This is a genomic window from Mesorhizobium sp. M0052, assembly GCF_040323255.1.
Taxonomy (GTDB): Bacteria; Pseudomonadota; Alphaproteobacteria; order Rhizobiales; family Rhizobiaceae; genus Mesorhizobium.
Genome location: NZ_JAMYUS010000001.1, coordinates 420,317 through 437,051, shown reverse-complemented (window position 1 = coordinate 437,051; position 16,735 = coordinate 420,317). Strand labels below are relative to the sequence as shown.

At 65.0% G+C, this 16,735-nt stretch carries 15 protein-coding genes; 12 read left to right on the top strand and 3 right to left on the bottom strand.

Features of this window, described 5'->3' with window-relative positions:
* Positions 1-247: 247 nt before the first annotated feature.
* From NKJ77_RS02145 to NKJ77_RS02135, 3 genes are read left to right on the top strand one after another with little or no spacing between them, the layout of a single operon-like run.
* Positions 248-1,540 carry an ABC transporter substrate-binding protein gene (locus tag NKJ77_RS02145; protein WP_023698622.1) on the top strand — a complete coding sequence of 431 codons (1,293 nt, stop codon included), beginning with the start codon at positions 248-250 and terminating at the stop codon, positions 1,538-1,540.
* Complete coding sequence (locus NKJ77_RS02140) at positions 1,540-2,430, top strand: carbohydrate ABC transporter permease (protein ID WP_023698623.1); 891 nt, start codon at positions 1,540-1,542, stop codon at positions 2,428-2,430. Before NKJ77_RS02145 ends, NKJ77_RS02140 begins: the two co-directional genes overlap by 1 nt.
* On the top strand, positions 2,427-3,290 hold the full coding sequence (locus NKJ77_RS02135; protein WP_352534106.1) for a carbohydrate ABC transporter permease: 864 nt from the start codon (positions 2,427-2,429) through the stop codon (positions 3,288-3,290). Before NKJ77_RS02140 ends, NKJ77_RS02135 begins: the two co-directional genes overlap by 4 nt.
* A 6-nt stretch (positions 3,291-3,296) precedes the next feature.
* Here the strand turns inward: NKJ77_RS02135 and NKJ77_RS02130 are convergent, their stop codons facing one another.
* Positions 3,297-4,481, bottom strand: coding sequence for a Gfo/Idh/MocA family protein (locus NKJ77_RS02130; protein ID WP_352534104.1), 1,185 nt, complete (start codon positions 4,479-4,481; stop codon positions 3,297-3,299).
* A gap of 86 nt (positions 4,482-4,567) precedes the next feature.
* Here NKJ77_RS02130 and NKJ77_RS02125 point away from each other — a divergent pair, with 86 nt between their 5' ends.
* The 8 genes from NKJ77_RS02125 to NKJ77_RS02090 all read left to right on the top strand — a co-directional run bounded on the left by NKJ77_RS02125 (position 4,568) and on the right by NKJ77_RS02090 (position 13,918).
* Positions 4,568-5,455, top strand: coding sequence for a MurR/RpiR family transcriptional regulator (locus NKJ77_RS02125; RefSeq protein WP_023714096.1), 888 nt, complete (start codon positions 4,568-4,570; stop codon positions 5,453-5,455).
* A gap of 79 nt (positions 5,456-5,534) precedes the next feature.
* Positions 5,535-6,317, top strand: a complete 783-nt coding sequence (locus NKJ77_RS02120) for an SDR family oxidoreductase (protein ID WP_023744114.1) — start codon at positions 5,535-5,537, stop codon at positions 6,315-6,317.
* The gene (locus NKJ77_RS02115) at positions 6,314-7,849 is read left to right on the top strand and encodes a mannitol dehydrogenase family protein (protein ID WP_023751382.1); all 1,536 of its coding nucleotides are present in this window, start codon (positions 6,314-6,316) and stop codon (positions 7,847-7,849) included. Before NKJ77_RS02120 ends, NKJ77_RS02115 begins: the two co-directional genes overlap by 4 nt.
* Positions 7,850-7,872: 23 nt before the next feature.
* On the top strand, positions 7,873-8,787 hold the full coding sequence (locus NKJ77_RS02110; RefSeq protein ID WP_023751383.1) for a sugar phosphate isomerase/epimerase family protein: 915 nt from the start codon (positions 7,873-7,875) through the stop codon (positions 8,785-8,787).
* Positions 8,788-8,865: 78 nt separating this feature from the next.
* Positions 8,866-9,900 carry an ABC transporter substrate-binding protein gene (locus NKJ77_RS02105; protein WP_023704174.1) on the top strand — a complete coding sequence of 345 codons (1,035 nt, stop codon included), beginning with the start codon at positions 8,866-8,868 and terminating at the stop codon, positions 9,898-9,900.
* Between the two features lie 277 nt (positions 9,901-10,177).
* The gene (locus NKJ77_RS02100; RefSeq protein ID WP_023714099.1) at positions 10,178-11,728 is read left to right on the top strand and encodes a sugar ABC transporter ATP-binding protein; all 1,551 of its coding nucleotides are present in this window, start codon (positions 10,178-10,180) and stop codon (positions 11,726-11,728) included.
* Positions 11,725-12,696 carry an ABC transporter permease gene (locus NKJ77_RS02095; protein ID WP_023669686.1) on the top strand — a complete coding sequence of 324 codons (972 nt, stop codon included), beginning with the start codon at positions 11,725-11,727 and terminating at the stop codon, positions 12,694-12,696. Before NKJ77_RS02100 ends, NKJ77_RS02095 begins: the two co-directional genes overlap by 4 nt.
* Before the next feature lie 241 nt (positions 12,697-12,937).
* Positions 12,938-13,918: an ABC transporter permease gene (locus tag NKJ77_RS02090; protein WP_352534101.1), complete on the top strand. Its 981-nt coding sequence runs from the start codon at positions 12,938-12,940 to the stop codon at positions 13,916-13,918.
* Between the two features lie 354 nt (positions 13,919-14,272).
* Here the strand turns inward: NKJ77_RS02090 and NKJ77_RS02085 are convergent, their stop codons facing one another.
* The gene (locus NKJ77_RS02085) at positions 14,273-14,713 is read right to left on the bottom strand and encodes a lipid-binding SYLF domain-containing protein (protein ID WP_023686526.1); all 441 of its coding nucleotides are present in this window, start codon (positions 14,711-14,713) and stop codon (positions 14,273-14,275) included.
* Positions 14,714-14,873: 160 nt separating this feature from the next.
* Positions 14,874-15,866, bottom strand: coding sequence for a hypothetical protein (locus NKJ77_RS02080; RefSeq protein WP_352534099.1), 993 nt, complete (start codon positions 15,864-15,866; stop codon positions 14,874-14,876).
* A gap of 198 nt (positions 15,867-16,064) precedes the next feature.
* Between NKJ77_RS02080 and NKJ77_RS02075 the strand changes: the two genes are divergently transcribed.
* Positions 16,065-16,733: a GNAT family N-acetyltransferase gene (locus tag NKJ77_RS02075; protein WP_031202403.1), complete on the top strand. Its 669-nt coding sequence runs from the start codon at positions 16,065-16,067 to the stop codon at positions 16,731-16,733.
* Positions 16,734-16,735 lie beyond the last annotated feature (2 nt).

Sequence of the window (16,735 nt, the reverse complement as noted above, 5' to 3'; positions counted from 1 at the left end):
CGGGAAAAGTCATTATAATGACATAGCGGCATTCGCAAGAGGTCTGCTGCGCCTCAGGAATGGCGGCGTTGGCCCCCTCACGACATTGCAGTACCCGCATCCGTTTGTTATCTAAGGATAAATATCCACATTCCAGCGCTGCAAAGAAATCTGTGACCGTGCCATGTGAGACTTTTTCGCCAGCAAGCCCTTGCGTCGCCGCGCTAACTTGTCATAACCTCATTGTGAACCGATAGGAGGATGAGGAATGTCGTTTGCCTGGACGTCGAAACTGGCACTGGCCGCAGGCCTCGCCATCCTGCCCACCACCGGCTGGGCGCAATCGGTCAACATCTCCTATCTCACCCACTGGTCGCCGGAGACGGTCGCGCTGCTGGAAGCGGCGGCCAAGGATTATGCCAAGACCAATCCGGATGTCAGCGTCACCGTGCGCGCCGTCCCCTTCGGCGACCTCCTGACCACGCTGCGCTCGCAAGGCGGCGGCGCGGACGGCCCGACGATCGGCGGCATCTACGATCTCTGGTTGCCGGAACTGGCGCGCGACAAGCTGGTCGCGCCCGCCCCCGATGCGGTGGCCAGCGAGGTCAAGGCCGCATGGCCGGCGGGCATCACCAGCGCCGCCTCGGTCGGCGGCACGCTCTACGGCATCCCCAACGAAATCGACGTCTATGCGCTGAACTACAACAAGGCGCTGCTCAAGCAGGCCGGCATCGCGGCGCCACCCAAGACCTGGGACGAGTTCAAGGATGCGGCCAAGAAGCTGACCAACCAGGATGCGGGACAGCAAGGCTTCGGCATGATCAACTCCTGGGCGGCCGGCGTCGTCCACCCCTTCGCCTCGCTGCTGGTCTCCAATGGCGGCGACCTGGTCAAGGACGGCAAGCCGGTGCTCGACAGCCCGCAGGCCGCGGAGACTTTCCAGCTCTATGAAGACCTGATCAAGTCGGGCGCCAGCGTGCCGTCGATGGCGACAGCCGACGCCAACACCACCGGCCCCTTCCTCGACAATTTCGTCTCCGGCAAGACCGGCATGATCATCATGGCCAATTGGTGGGAGAGCGCGCTGAAGGCCGGCATGGGCGACAGATTCGCCGACATTGCAACGGCGCCGATTCCCGTCGGCCCGAGCGGCGACAAGCCGCATTCGATCTCCTACTCCTGGATGACCGTGGTCAACGCCAATGCAGGTGCCGCCGAGCAGAAGGCGGCGTGGGACTTCCTCGCTTGGCTGAACAATCCAAAGTCCGGCAAGAACGGCGCTTCCGCGATGTCGGATATCCTCATGTCGATGGGCATCCTGCCCTCACGCCTCTCCGACATCGAGGCGCACAAGGACAAGCTCGGCTCGGAATTCCTCTCCGGCTATGTCAGCGTGCTCACCGACGCCAAGCCGTTCCCGGTGGTGCCGGGCGGCCAGGAATTCTCGGAATCGCTGCAGCAGACGCTCGAGGCGTTGCAGTATGGCCAGGTCTCGGCCAAGGATGCGCAGGCGACGGCGCAGGCCGACGCCATTTCGATCCTGGAGCGCGCCGCCAAATAATGATTCAGAGGTACCGTGCCTCGGCGGGCATCATGCTGGCGCCCGCCGTGACGCTGATCGGCATCTTCGTCCTGTTGCCAATGCTGCTCACCGTCTGGCTGTCGTTCCAGGACTGGTCGACGCAGACACCGTTTTCCAGCGCCGGCTTCGTCGGCGTCGACAATTTCCGCGAGATTTTTGGGGTCTCCTCGGTCGGCCGCGATTTCAAGGCCGCGCTCGCCAACACAGCCGTCTACACCGCGCTCTCCGTCGTCCTCATCCTGCCTCTGTCGGTGGCCTTCGGCCTGATGGTTTACCAGCGCGACGTCGCCGGCGGCACGGCGCTGCGCACGGTGCTGTTTGCCACCTACATGGTGCCGATGATCGCTGTCGCGCTGGTGTGGTCGAAACTCTATTCGCCGAGCGAAGGCCCTCTCAACCAGATGCTCGGCCTTATCGGCATCGGCCCGCAGCCTTTCCTGTCGTCGCCGCGCTCGGCGCTGATCTCGATCGTCTTCCTCAATGTCTGGCAGCAGGTCGGCTATTTCACCGTGCTGGCGATCGCCGGACTGACGCAAATCCCCGGCAGCCTGTATGAAGCAGCAAAGCTCGACGGCGCCAACCGTTTCGAGCAGTTCCGCTTCATCACCCTGCCGCTGATACGGCGCACGCTTCTGTTCAGCGCCGTCATCGCCATCATTAACGCCGTGCAGGTGTTCGAGCCGGTTGCCCTGATCACGCAGGGCGGGCCGGTCGGCTCGACCAATGTGCTGACCTACCACATCCGCCGCGTCGGCATCGAGCGTGCGCAGGGTGGACTGGGTTCGGCCATGGCGGTGATGCTGATGCTTTCGCTGATTGTCGTCGTCTGCGCGCTGTTTGCCTTCGCCAACCGGAAGAACGACGAATGAGCGCGGGATCGTCGAGCCGGCTGTCGCGCCGGCGCCCGTCGGGCCGCAGGGCTCTGCTGGCGACGCTGATGCTGCTGGTCGCCGTCGCCTCGGCCTTCCCGCTGGTATGGATGGTGCTGTCGAGCCTCAAGACGCCGGCCGAGAGCATGCAGGTGCCGCCGGTGTGGATCCCCCTTACGCCGAGCTTCGACGCCTATGAGAAGGTGTCGGGCGTGGTCAATGTCGGCCGCTCGATGTGGAATTCCCTGGTCATCGCCTCGATCACCACCGCCGGCATCCTGCTGACCAGCATGATGGCCGGCTACGCCTTCGCCAAATACCACTTCCCCGCCAAGTCGCTGCTGTTCTCTGTGCTGATCGCCACCATGTTCCTGCCGCCGATCGTGACGCTGATCCCGCTCTATCGCCTGGTCGGCTCGATCGGCCTCAACGCCAGCCTCGCCGGCATCATCGTGCCCAATCTCGCCAATGCTTTCGGCATCTTCCTGATGCGCCAGTTCATCTCCGGCGTTCCCGACGAGCTCATCGACGCCGCGCGCATGGACGGCGCCTCGGAGTTCTTGATCCTCTACAAGATCGTCGCGCCCAGCATCGCCCCCGCAATCGCGGCTCTGGCCCTCTTCGCCTTCGTCTACCACTGGAACAGCTATCTGTGGCCGCTGACCGTGCTGCAGGGCAATGCCGACGCCTATCCGATCGTCATCAGCCTGAGCCGCCTGCTCAGCTACAACAGAGGTGCGGTCAACACCGGCCTGGTGATGGCCGGCGCGACGCTGGCCGTGCTGCCGCCGCTCATCCTGTTCGTCTTCCTGCAGCGCTTCTTCGTCGATTCCATCGTCGGCTCGGCGATCAAGGGATAGCTCGCCTCACCCGAACCGCGCCGCCGTCCACACCCCACCAGCCGCATTCGACTCCACCGCCGCCGCAACAAACTTCACCCCGCGCGCGCCCTCCACCACATCGGGCACCTGCGCCGCACGCGCCGGATCGACCACCCCACCAGAGCGATGGGCGCGAATGATATCGGCGGCGTCGCGGTAGATATTGGCGAAGGCCTCGATATATCCCTCCGGATGCGCCGCCGGCATGCGCGACACGCGCTGGCTCTCAGTGGTCGAGCCATGGCCGCCGCGCACCAGCGTGCGGGTCTCCTCGCCGTAGATGGAGAAGCGCAGTTCTTCCGGCCGGCCGCCCGACCATTCGAGCCCGGCTTTGTCGCCATAGATGCGCACCGAGAGATCGTTGTAGTGGCCGGGCGAGGTCTGGCTGGCCAGGATCGTGCCGCGCGCGCCGCCCGTCCAGCGCACCAGCACATGCGCATTGTCGTCGAGCCGGCGTCCGGGGACGGCGGTGAACAGATCGGCCGACACCGCCTCGGCCTCACAGCCGGAGATATAGCTTGCCAGGTTGAAGGCATGCACGCCGATATCGGCCAGCACCGCCGACTGCCCGGCGCGCGCCGGATCGGTGCGCCACTCCGCCTGCTTCTGGCCCTCGGCGTCGATCGGCTTGGTCAGCCAGTCCTGGATGTAGGCGCCATGCACGGACACGATGCGGCCAAGCGCGCCCGCCGCCACCATCTCACGCGCCTGGCGGACCATGGCGTAGCCGGTGTTGTTGAGCGTGACGACGAAGCGGCGCTTTTTCACCTGCGCCAGCGCCACCAATGCTTCTGCGTCGGCCAGCGTCGTCGACAGCGGCTTGTCGCAGATCACGTCGATGCCGGCCTCGAGAAAGGCCGTGGCGATCGGCGCGTGCAGATGGTTGGGCGTGACGATGACCACCGCCTCGATGCCATCCGGCCGCGCTGCTTCGGTTCGCGCCATCTCGCGATAGTCGGCATAGCTGCGATCCGGCGCGATGCCGATCTCGGCGGCCGATGCGGCCGCGTTTTCCGGGTCCGACGACAGCGCGCCGGCGACCAGCTCGATCTGGTCGTCGAGGCGCATGGCCAGCCGATGCACGGCGCCGATAAAGGCATTGCGGCCGCCGCCGACCATGCCGACCCGCAGCCGCTTGCCGGCTGATCCGTCCGATGTTGCGTAGACCATTTTCAAGCTCCTCCCGGCACACCGCTTTCGAATACGATTTCCAATTTTCATATTGTAAAACGATCGTATCGCGCTAGCCTGAAATCATGAGTGGGGCAAGCAAGGCATCCGGACGGTCCAGCACCGACGAGGCGGCGACGCGCAAGCGCGGACGCTCGCTGGCCGCGCTTGGCTACATCCAGCCGCAGACCTATGAGGAGCTGCGCGCGGTGCTGTCGTCGGGCACGGTGCATTTCCCCAAGCGGCTGCGCCAGGTGGCAATCTTCCTGTGGCAGCATCCGAGCGACGTCGCGCTCGGCACCATCGCGCAGGTTGCGGCACAGGCCGGCGTGCAGCCCTCGACGCTGGTGCGCTTTGCCCAGATCTTCGGCTATTCCGGCTTTTCCGATTTCCAGGGCCTGTTCAAGGAGCACATCAAGGGCTCATGGCCGGAAGGGCGCGGCGAACCGCGCACCGAGACCGAGCCCAATCTGCATTTCCTGCACGGCATGGTCGGCGCGTCGCAGGCCTCGCTTGGCCGCATCGAGGCGGGCTTCGATGTCGCGAGTTTCGACAAGATGGTGGCGCTGCTGGCGGCCGCCGAGCTGATCTATGTCATCGGCTCCAAGCGCGCCTTTCCCGTCACCGCCTATCTCTCCCTGACACTGTCGCAGCAGGGCGTGCGCAATGTGCTGGTCGACAATGTCGGCTCCTCCGCACTCGACCAGATCGGCTGCATCAGCGGCCGGGATGCCGTGCTCGCTGTCTCGTTTAGCCCCTACAATTCGATCACGCCCGATCTCGTCGCGGTGGCGCATGAGCGCAAGGCGCGTATCGTCACCGTCACCGACAGCACCTTCAGCCCGCTGATCCCGCTCTCGGACAGCTGGCTGGAAGTGGTGGAATCTGACTTTGCCGGCTTCCGCTCACTGGCGGCCTCGCTCGCCGTTGGGATGGCGCTGGTCCATGGCGTGGCGGCGCGGCGCGACGAATGAGGCGTCACTGGTCCAATTGACTATCGGGAATTGCCGTTCCATATTTCTCAAAATAGAAACTTTATTCCCGGGAGGAGGAATGGAGATCCGGCTTGACGGCAAGGTGGCTCTGGTCACCGGGTCGACGCAAGGCATTGGCCGCGCCATTGCCGAGACGCTGGCGCGTTCCGGTGCCGCCGGGCTGTTGGTCACCGGGCGCGAGAGGGCGCGTGGCGAGGCCGTGGCGGCCGAGCTTTCGCAATTGGGCACGCCGACCATCTTCGTCGCCGCCGACCTTGCCGATCCTGACGCCCCCACCCTTCTGGCGCAGGCCTGCATCGAGCGCTTCGGCCGCATCGATGCGCTGGTCAACGCCGCCGGCCTGACCGATCGCGCCTCTTTCCTCGACGCCAGCCTCGACGATTGGGCGGCGCTGTTTGCCGTCAATGCGCGCGCGCCGTTCTTCCTGATGCAGGCGGCGATTGCCGACATGAAGCAGCGCGGCCAAGGTGGCGCCATTCTCAACATTCTGTCGATCAATGCCCATTGCGGCTCGCCGGAGCTTGCCGTCTATTCCGCCACCAAGGGCGCGCTGGCGACGCTGACCAGGAACGCCGCCAACGCCCACCGCTTCGACCGCATCCGCGTCAACGGCATCAATGTCGGCTGGACCGACACGCCGGCCGAACGCATCATGCAGGCGGAGACATTGGGCAACGGCCCCGGCTGGCTCGACAAGGCCAATGCCGCGCAGCCTTTCGGGCGGCTGCTGACCCCGAACGACATCGCCAGCCTCGCCGTCTTCCTGCTGTCCGACGCCGCCGGCCCGATGACCGGCGCGGTCATCGACCAGGAGCAGGCGGTGATCGGAGCGAACCGGTGAGCGCTTCCACCGAAACGCTTGGGCCGGCGCTGCTCGATCGCTTGCCGGCTTCGGTCCAGACACCGTCCTACGACCGCACGATGCTGGCGCCCGGCATGGCGCATCTCGGCGTCGGCGCCTTCCATCGCTGCCATCAGGCCGAATACACCGACGATCTCATCTCGCTGCGCTTCGACCGCTGGGGCATCGTCGGCATCAACATCCGTCCGCCCCGCCTTGCCGACACGCTGGGACGGCAGGGCGGGCTCTACACAAGGCTGATCCGCGAGAACAGCCACATCGAGGCGCGCGTCATCGGCAGCATCGTCCGGGTGGTCGACAGCCAGGAGAGTGCGGCACCGGCGCTCGGCGTGCTGATCTCACCCGATATCGAGCTGGTGACGATGACGGTGACCGAAAAAGGCTATTGCCACATCCCGTCCAGCGGCGAACTCGACCTTGGCCATCCCGACATCGTCCACGACCTCGCCAACCCCGAGACGCCACGCAGCGTGCCCGGCCTGCTGGTGCGGGCGCTGGAGCAGCGCAGGGCCACACATGAGCGACCCATAACGTTTCTCTCCTGTGACAACATCCCGACCAACGGTACTATTCTGAACAATGTCGTGCGGACGTTTGCCGAACGGCGGAGCAAAGGGCTGGCCCGCTGGATAGAGGCCAATGTCGCGTTCCCCGCGGCCATGGTCGACCGCATCGCGCCGGCGGTGACGCAGGATGACCTCGACAGTGTCGAACAATGGTTCGGCTACCACGATGCCGCCGTCGCTGTCGGTGAGCCGTTCCGGCAATGGGTGATCGAGGAAAAATTCGCCGGCCGCATGCCGCGCTGGGATCTGGTCGGCGCCACCTTTGTCGACGACGTCACGCCGTTTGAGCATCTCAAGATGCGGGTGCTGAATGGCGCCCAGACGGCACTCGCCACGCTCGGCGTTCTGGCTGGTCTCGAGCACACATCGGATGCAATGGCCGACCCGCTGCTGTCGGACTTCATCAGGCGCATGCTGGTCGAAGAGACTGTGCCGACGCTGATGCCGGTGCCGGGCATCCTGCCGCTTGCCTATGTCGAGCAGAGCCTCGGCCGGCTGAAGAACACCGCGATCCGCCACCGCAACCATCAGGTCGCAACCGACGGTTCGCAGAAGATCGTCCAGCGCCTGCTCAACCCGATCCGCGACCGGCTTGCGATGGGCCAGAGCATCGGCCTGCTGTCGGTGCCGGTCGCCGGCTGGATGGCCTATCTGATCCAGGCCTCGGAACGTTTCGGCAGACGCTGGCCGGTGTCGGATCCCTATGCCGGCAAGGTCGCCGCAATCGCCGACGCGACGGGTCCCGATGCCAGCGCGCTGGTGTCCGCCATCCTTGCCATCGACGGGATATTCGACCCCGGCCTTGCCGTTGACGGGACGTTCCGCGCGGCCGTCACATCGGCGCTGGGCGACCTGCTGTCGGACGATCCGATGGCGGCTGTCCGGCACAGTCTCGAACAAGATGAGGTCGCGAGGTTGAAGCGATCCAAACAATCGGCATTATAGTCGTCGGGGTCTAGGGAGGCAGAATGAAACTAGGAGTGCTTACAGCACCTTTTGCGGAGACGCCGCTTGGCGAGGTCGCCGGCTGGGCGCACTCGGCCGGCTTCGAGGCGCTGGAAATCGCCTGCTGGCCGAAGACCTCCGGCGCGACGCGGCGCTATGCCGGCACCAGCCATATCGATGCCGCTTCCACCTCGCCCGCGCAGGCCAAGGAGATCGTCGCTTCGCTGACGGAGAAGAAGCTGACGGTCTCCGGCCTAGGCTACTATCCCAACCCACTGCATCCGGACCCTGCCCATCGCGAGGCCGTCATCGGCCATCTGAAGAAGGTCATCGTGCTGGCCGCCAATATGGGCGTGCCGGTGGTCAACACCTTCTGCGGTGGCGATGCCTCGAAGACCGTCGACGTCAACTGGCAGGACGCGCTGAAAGTCTGGCCCGAGACCGTCGCCTATGCGCGCGGCCACGGGGTAAAACTCGCCTTCGAGAACTGCCCGATGATCTTCAGTTATGACGAATGGCCGGGCGGGCACAACATCGCCTATTCGCCGCTGGTCTGGCGGCGCATCCTCGAAACCTGGGGCGGCGAGGTCGGCATGAATTTCGACCCCTCGCACCTGGTCTGGCAAATGATCGACCAGGGCCGCTTCATCAAGGAGTTCGGCCCCTACATGCTGCATGTCCACGCCAAGGATTTGATGATCGATCATGATGGTTTGTATGAGCGCGGAATCCTTTCCGCCGGGATAGGCTGGCAGGTGCCGCGCATGCCGGGATTGGGCGATGTCGACTGGAGCGGCTTCTTCTCCGGCCTCTACCGCGCCGGCTATGACGGCTCGGTCATCATCGAACATGAGGACAGGCGGTTTGAAGGCAGCGACGATGCGGTGAAGCGGGGCTTCCTGCTCGCCCGCGACGTGCTGCGCCCCTTCGTCAAATGACGAGGTGAATGACTTGGTCCGATCCTGCCGAAGGGTCTGGCCCTGAGACGAAAAACAACAATGTGGAGGAGTACTGACATGAAGAAAATACTGACCATGGTCCCGTTGCTTGCGGGCGCTGCCTTGCTGGCATCGATGGGCGTGTCGTCGGCCGAAGCCAAATACACGATCGGCATTTCCAACACCGTGCAGGGCAATGGCTGGCGCGAGGAAATGGTCTGCGCCATGAAGGCGCAGGCGCTGGCTTCGGGCGAAGTGACGAAGCTCAACATCGCCCACCGCAACACCGATGCCGCCGGCCAGCTCGAAGACATCCGCAATCTGATCAGCGCCAAGGTCGACGCCATCGTCGTCAACCCCGCTGATCCCGCCGGCATCAAGGCGGGCCTGGAAGAAGCCACCAAGGCCGGCATCGTCGTCGTTGCCGTCGACCAGGCGGTGACCGAACCGTCGGCCTACATCATCTCCAACAACCAGGAACAGTATGCCTATCTCGGCGCCAAATGGCTGTTCCAGCAGATGGGCGGCAAGGGCGAAGTGTTCTACATGCGCGGCGCCGCCGGCGCCTCGGCCGATAGCGATCGCGACAAAGGCTTCAAGAAGGCGCTGGCTGAAAACCCCGGCGTGAAGGTGGCTCAGGAAGTCTTCACCGGCTGGCAGCAGGATCAGGCCAAGCAGCAGATGCTGTCGTTCCTGGCCACCGGCACGCCGTTCAACGGTGTGTGGACCTCCGGCATCGACAACGTCATCGTCGACGCGCTGGTCGAATCGCAGGCGCCGCTGGTGCCGGTGGTCGGCGCCGACAATGCCGGCTTCGTCGGCCAGCTGAGCTCGGTGAAAGGTCTCGTCGGTGCAGCCGTCACCAACCCCGGCTCGATCGGCGGCGCGGGCGTGACGCTCGCGCTGCAGATCCTCGACGGCAAGAAGCCGGCGCAGCAGACCGTGCTGGTCGACCCGCAGCTGTGGGACAACGCCACCGACGAAGGCAAGGCCAAGCTGAAGGCAGCCGCCGACCCGTCGCTCAGCCCGGAATGGCCGGTCTCGATCTCGATCCCGGAGTGGACGACCTACACGAAGGAGCAGATCGTGGCCTGCAAGGGGCCGGGGGAGTAAGCCTGGTTTGAATGAACTGGCGAGGACGGCGAACGGCCGTCCTCGTCACACAGACTAGCGCTCTACGGCGCCCCCTCTGTCCTGCCGGACATCTCCCCCACAGGTGGGGAGATTGGCTGTCATCTCGGCTTTCGCTAATTTTCTACGTCGCAAGACGAGGGGCGGCGCCGGAACTGCCAATCTCCCCCCTTGTGGGGAGATGTCCGGCAGGACAGAGGGGGGCGCCGTAGAGCGCCGACATTAGTTTCTGGAACCATCAATTTTGACAACAAACCATTTGACCACCAGCCCCCTCCTCGACGCCACCGGCGTCGCCAAGAACTACGGCGCGGTTGCAGCGCTTCGCAACGCGTCGCTCTCCGTGCTGCCGGGCGAGGTCCACGCGCTGATGGGCGCCAACGGCGCCGGCAAGTCGACGCTGGTGAAGATCCTGACAGGCGCCATTCCGGCGAACGCCGGCCGCATCCTGATCCGCGGCGAGGCGCGCGACATTCGCTCGCCGGCCGCCGCGCGCCGCGCCGGGCTGCTGCCCGTCTACCAGGAACCGTCGCTGATCCCCGATCTCGACGTTCTCTCCAACCTCAGGCTCACCGGCACGCCGGTCGAGCTATTCCGCGCCTGGGTGCGCGAGCTCGGCATTCTTGACCTCGATCTGCGCGACACCGCGCGCGACATCCCGCTCGCCGTGCTGCGCGTGCTCGACCTGGCGCGGGCGCTCGCCGTCGAGCCCGACGTGCTGCTGCTTGACGAGATGACGGCGGCCCTGCCCGCCAACCTTGCCGAAAAGGTGCTGGAAGTGGTGCGCCGCCAGGGCGATTCGGGCCGCGCCGTGATCTTCATCTCGCACCGCTTCGTCGAGATCTCGGCGCTGTGCGACCGCGCCACCGTGCTGCGCGACGGCGAGACCGTCGGCGTCGTCGACATCGTGCCGGGCGTGGAAGAAAAGATCGTCGAGCTGATGCTCGGCACCCGCATCGTCAAAACCCATGTCGCTGCCCGCAGCGCTGCCGAGAAGGCCGCGCCCGCGACCACCCGGCCGCGCATTTCGGTGCGAAACCTGCGCGTCGGCGCCAAGCTCAGCGATGTCTCCTTCGATCTCGCCGACGGCGAAGTCGCCGGCGTCGTCGCGCTCGAAGGCCAGGGCCAGGACGAGTTGTTCGCAGCGCTTGCCGGCTCGATCCGGCCCTCCGGCGGCACCATCGAAGTCGATGGCCAGCCCGTGAAATTTTCCCACCCGATCGACGCCATCCGCGCCGGCATTGCCTATGTGCCGGGCGACCGCTCCGAGGCGCTCGCCATGCAGCGCTCGGTGCGTGAAAACATCGCCCTGCCCTTCAGTGCCGCGCTGCGCAACTGGGGGCCGATCAACATGCGCCGCGAGCGCGCGACCGTGCTCAGCGCCATCGAGCGGCTGCAGATCGACACCCGCGCCCAGGGCGAAGTGCAGCGCCTGTCCGGGGGCAATCAGCAGAAGGTGACCATCGCCCGCTGGATCGCGGCGGATGCCCGCACCATCCTGTGCTTCGACCCGACGCGCGGCATCGATGTCGGCACCAAGCAGGAGATCTACAAGCTGCTGCGCGAACTCGCCGGCAACGGCAAGTCGGTGCTGTTCTACACCTCCGAACTGGAAGAGGTGCAGCGCGTCTGCGACCGTGTCATCGTCATCTTCGGCGGCCGCCTCGTCGACATTTTTCCGGTCGAGGAGGCCGACGAGCCGGCGCTGATGCGCGCCGCCTACGGCCTGCCGCGCGGCGCCAAGGCCGATATCGGCATATTGGCTGATCCGACCGCGAACACTTCGGCTTCGCCGGAGGCCGCGCCATGAGCCATTTCCTGCGCCGCCAAGGCTGGGTCGTCGGCCTGTTCGCCCTGCTCATCGTCCTGTTCATCGCCACCAGGATCATCCAGCCGGCCTATGGCAGCAATGATTTCGGCTCGCTCGCCCGAGCCGTTCTGCCCTATGCCTTCGCAGTCGCCGCGCAGACCGTCGTCGTCATCGCCGGCGGCATTGACCTGTCGGTCGCCGCCATGATGGCGCTGACCAGCGTCACCGCGGCGTCGATGATGAATGGCGCGAGCGAGGAATACGCGCTGTTCGTGGTGCCCTTCGTGCTGGCCATGGGTTTCGTGCTCGGCGCACTCAACGGCCTGCTCATCGTCGTCACCCGCGTGCCCGACATTGTCGTGACGCTGGCCATGCTGTTCGTGCTGCAGGGTGCAGCCCTGCTGGTACTCGACGCGCCGGGCGGCGGCATCGCCGAATGGCTGAAGGCGCTGATCTCTGGCACCGTACCGATCCCCGGCCTGCCCGACGCCATAGACGCCTGGCTGCCCAAGGCGCTGCTGGTGCTGATCGTGTGCCTCTGCGTCATCTGGATACCGCTGCGGCGCTCGCGCCTCGGCCTCTCCATCTACGCCATCGGCTCTAGCGAACTGGCGGCGTTCCGCTCCGGCGTGCCGGTCAAGCGCACTCGCATCATCGCCTATGCGCTGTCGGGCCTGTTCGCCGCCTTTGGCGGCCTGGCGCTGACCATGAGCACCGGCATCGGCGCCCCCATCCCCGGCCCCTATCTGCTCGCCAGCGTCGCCGCCGTGGTGCTGGGCGGCGTAGCGCTCGGCGGCGGCAAGGGCGGCCTGCTCGGCCCCATCGTCGCCGTCTTCGTGTTGCGCCTGGTGCGCACGGATTTGACGCTGCTTGCCATCGACCCGAATGTCACCGCCATCATCGAGGGGCTGATCATGGTGGCGGTGGTGATGTTCGGCGCGTTTATCACGATGCGGGGGCGGCAATGATGGGAGGGCTGTCGCAGAGAGACGTCGGCGTTCCTTCGCGCCCCCCTCTGTCCTGCCGGACATCTCCCCCACGAGGGGGGAGATCAGCTGTCATCGCCGCTTTCGCCAGCCTTCAACGTTGCAAAAAGGAGCGAGGCGCTGGAGCTGCCAATCTCCCCACAAGTGGGGGAGATGGCCGGCAGGCCAGAGGGGGGCGCCGTAGAGCGCCATCCTCGCAGCACACAACACCAAGAGCCGCCCCATGAGCACCACCGCCATCACCCCGGTCCCCTTCGGCCGCCGCATAAAGCGCTTCATGGCCGATCGCCCGCTCATCCCGCTGATCGTCCTGCTCGCCATCCTGGTTATAGTCCTGCAGGTCCTGCGCCCCGGCATCGTCAACGAGCGCTGGATCGCCAACACCATCAAATTCGCCATCCCGCTGGCGATCCTCTCGGGATGCCAGACCATAACCATGCTGACCGGCGGCATCGACCTGTCGGTCGGCACGGTGGCGACGATGAGCGCCTTCATCATGGCCACGCAAGTGGTCAACCAGGATCCGGCGGTGGCGTTCCTCCTGGCGATGATGCCGGCGGTGCTGATCGGCCTCGTCAATGGCATCGGCGTCGGCGTCTTCCGCGTCCACCCGCTGATCATGACGCTGGGCACCAGCCTGATCGGCACCGGCTGCCTGCAGGTCTACCAGCGCACGGTGATCGCGTCGGGCGCAAAAATCCCCGACTTCCTGGCTTGGCTCGGCACCGGCGTGACATGGGGCTTCCCCAACGCGCTGCTTTTGTTCGTGCCGCTCGCCGCCCTCATCGTCTTCACGCTCGCCCGCACCGGCTTCGGCCGCCTGCTCTACGCCGTCGGCGACAATGAGCGCGCGACCCGCCTGTCGGGCGTGCAATACTGGCAGGTCATCACCGCGCTCTACGTCACCTCCAGCGTGCTCGCCGGCATCACCGGCCTGCTCTATATCGGCTTGATCAAGGCGCCGTCGCTGTCGCTCGCCGAACCGCTGGTGCTGCCCTCGGTCGCCGCCGCCGTCATCGGCGGCACCTCCATCTTCGGCGGCCGCGGCGGCTACACCGGCACCATCATCGGCGCCCTGATCCTGACCGTGCTGACAACACTGCTGACCATCCTGCAGATGCCGGAGGGGGCACGGCGGATCTTGTTCGGGCTGATCGTGCTGTTCGTGACGGCGGCGTATTTGCGGATTGTGGAGGAGCGGTAGGGGGCTGGCGGCAGTAGTGCCGCCGGTCCGGCGCTGCAAGCCAGGCTTACCCGTCAGAAGCGCAAGGCTATCGCCTACGGCAGCGCCAGCCCCCACTCCGTCTCGGCTTCGCCGAGCCACCTCTACCCCCACGTCCGTGGGGGAGAGGAAATGCCAAGCTTTCATAGGAAGGAAATCCAAGTTTTTCTTGAGGCAGAACCTAAGCCTTTGAAGCCGCGACTTCCAAAATTAGCGTTTCCTCTCCCCCACGAAAGTGGGGGTAGAGGTGGCTCGGCGAAGCCGAGACGGAGTGGGGGACCGACCTACTGATTGCCACCATCCTGGGCGACCTTGCCCACCCAGACGCAACGCCCCTTACTTCAACGAAATCGCCATCCCGCTCAGATCCGCATTCACCTGCAGGCCCACCTGCCGGCCGGTAAGCTCGAGCTGGGCGCCCTTGTCGTTGGTCATGACGATCACCTGCGCCCCCTTGCCGAGCGCGCCGCCACCGCCGGCCGCGCCATAAACGCCGGTCGCATCCCGCACCCTGCGGATATGGCGCACGGTGCCCCGGAAATAGGTCTTGGAAACCCCGAAGGCGAAGCCGCCCGAAACGCCGCCGATCGTGATGGGATAGGAGCGGCCGTGGAAGGTCAGCGTCCCCTCGCCGCCGGAACCGCCGACGAAGAAGGCCGCCTTGTAGACGGCAAAGCGGATCGTGCCGCTATCGGCATGCGCGGCGCTGGCAGCGCTGACGGACACAGTTGTGATGGCCGCAACCGCAAGCGAACGAAAGCTGGACGAGATGGTCATGGTGGGAGCTCCTCAAGTGCGCCGCTTGCCCAGCCGGCAGGCGGCGTCGAATTCGTAACCAACTTGAACAATCTAGCCCGTGATTTGGTTCCAGGCAGGCTGTGACAAGATCCGACGAAACGTGACGTGGTGTACTTTCGGGTTGCGGAGGAGGCGGCGCCTATTTTCTCTTCCTGAGCACTTTTCGCAGCATTAACTTCAGCCGCCTCATCTGGTAATGGCGCCGCAACTTGGCCAGCGCCGACTGGTGGGCGGTGTCGATTGCAGCCAGCGAGTCCGCCTCGGTAGCCTGCGGCAGCGCGAGCAGCGCGTCGGCCTGAAGATCGGCAAAGGGCTTGGGGTCATAGCTGGCGAACGGCGTCGGCGGGTCGCTGAGCACGGTGGGGTTGCTGTTGATCTCGAACACTACAAGCCTGCCGTCCACGAAAGTGTAGTCGATGCGGCCATACTGCATGCGGGCTTTTTCGAAGACCTGCATGACCGCATTGGCGTCAGGATTCGTATCGATATAGGTCCTGATTTCTTCGATATGCGCCGGCAGCAATTGCTCGGGCGAATTCTTGACGAACCACGATTTCGACATGGCGCAATGCTGGCCGTAGATCGTATCGCCGACCCGAAACGCCGCGTACTTCCTGAAATAACCGTCCATTCCGGGGGTGCCGATCATCTCCACCACCATCGGCCGCACCAGATCGCTACCGTCCAGCCGGGCGATCGCGGCGTCCAGCGCCGGCCGGTCGTGCAGCAGCGGCGGCTCCCTGTAGAGTGCGCCCGTCTCGTCGCGGATGAAAACGGGATAGCGTATCGCCTCTTCCAGCTCGTCCGGCCTGAACACACGAAAAGCGTTGCTGCCGTCGGCATGAAGCAGGCGCAGCAGGTCGAAGCGCTGCAGGCTGGCGGTCGGGTGATTGAGCTGCGTCAGGCCGGTGTTGTCAGCCAGTTCGGCGCTGATGCCGGCCGCGCGGCTCAATTCGTCCGATGTCAGCCGGTCCATGTCGGACCAGATGACCACCCCGGCGCGAACGCCGCGCAGCAGCCCGGCATCCTCGTAGCGCACCAGCCGGAACCACGCCTCCAGGTCAGTCCGGTGATACAGAAGCACCACCGCCTGCGTGTAGGCGTGCTCCCGGTGCGCGACGTAAAATATCATGCGTTTCCGTTGTCCGTATGTAATTGCAAAGGGGAACCATGATAATTAGACAGGCTTGTGAAAGCCGTGAAATGGTTCTCGATCCGGCATGCGTCAAACAGGAGATAGAACAGGTTGACGTTTCCGTGAAGCTGCAAACCGCATTGGCAAGAAACTGCCATGCGCCATCAACGCGTTAGAAGTCGAGGCAGCCGACACATGAATTTAGACGATGTTGCGATACCCATCCGCCGGTTAGACCTGGAAGACATCCCTTTGCTGATGGAGCTTGAGGCTGCCGCCTGGGCCGCACCGCTGCAGGCGAGCGAAACGACCATCCGCCACCGGCTGGCACTCGGACACACCATGTTCGGCGCGATCGATGGCGATCTGCTTGCTGGCACCATCTGCTTTACCGAGACCAGCCAGGATCCGCTGGTGCGCGCCGATTTCCCCAGGAATTTCGATGCCTATGCATCGCTGCCGCGCAGCGAGCCGGTTTACGCACTTTACGCCTACAATCTCTGCGTCCGGCCGAGCCATCGCGGCTCCAACACGGCGGTGCGGCTCTTGAAGGAGATGGAGAGCCACGGCCGCCGCCTGGGCGCCAGCTGGCTGATCGGCGATGGCCGCTGCTCGTCCTATGCCGGCTCCTCGGGCGAAGAGTATGATCATGTCAAGGCCGATGCGCGGTTCCGCGCCACCATCGACCGCTGGAACCAGACCGGCACAAGACCGCCGCTGGAAGAGATCATCCGCGATCCGCTGCTGCGCATGCACTACCGCGTCTACGGATGCGAGTTCCTCTACGTCATGCCGGACTTCTTCCCGCAGGACGCCACGTCAGGCGGCTTCAGGGTCATTTCAGCCAAGAATCTCAAGGCATGAGA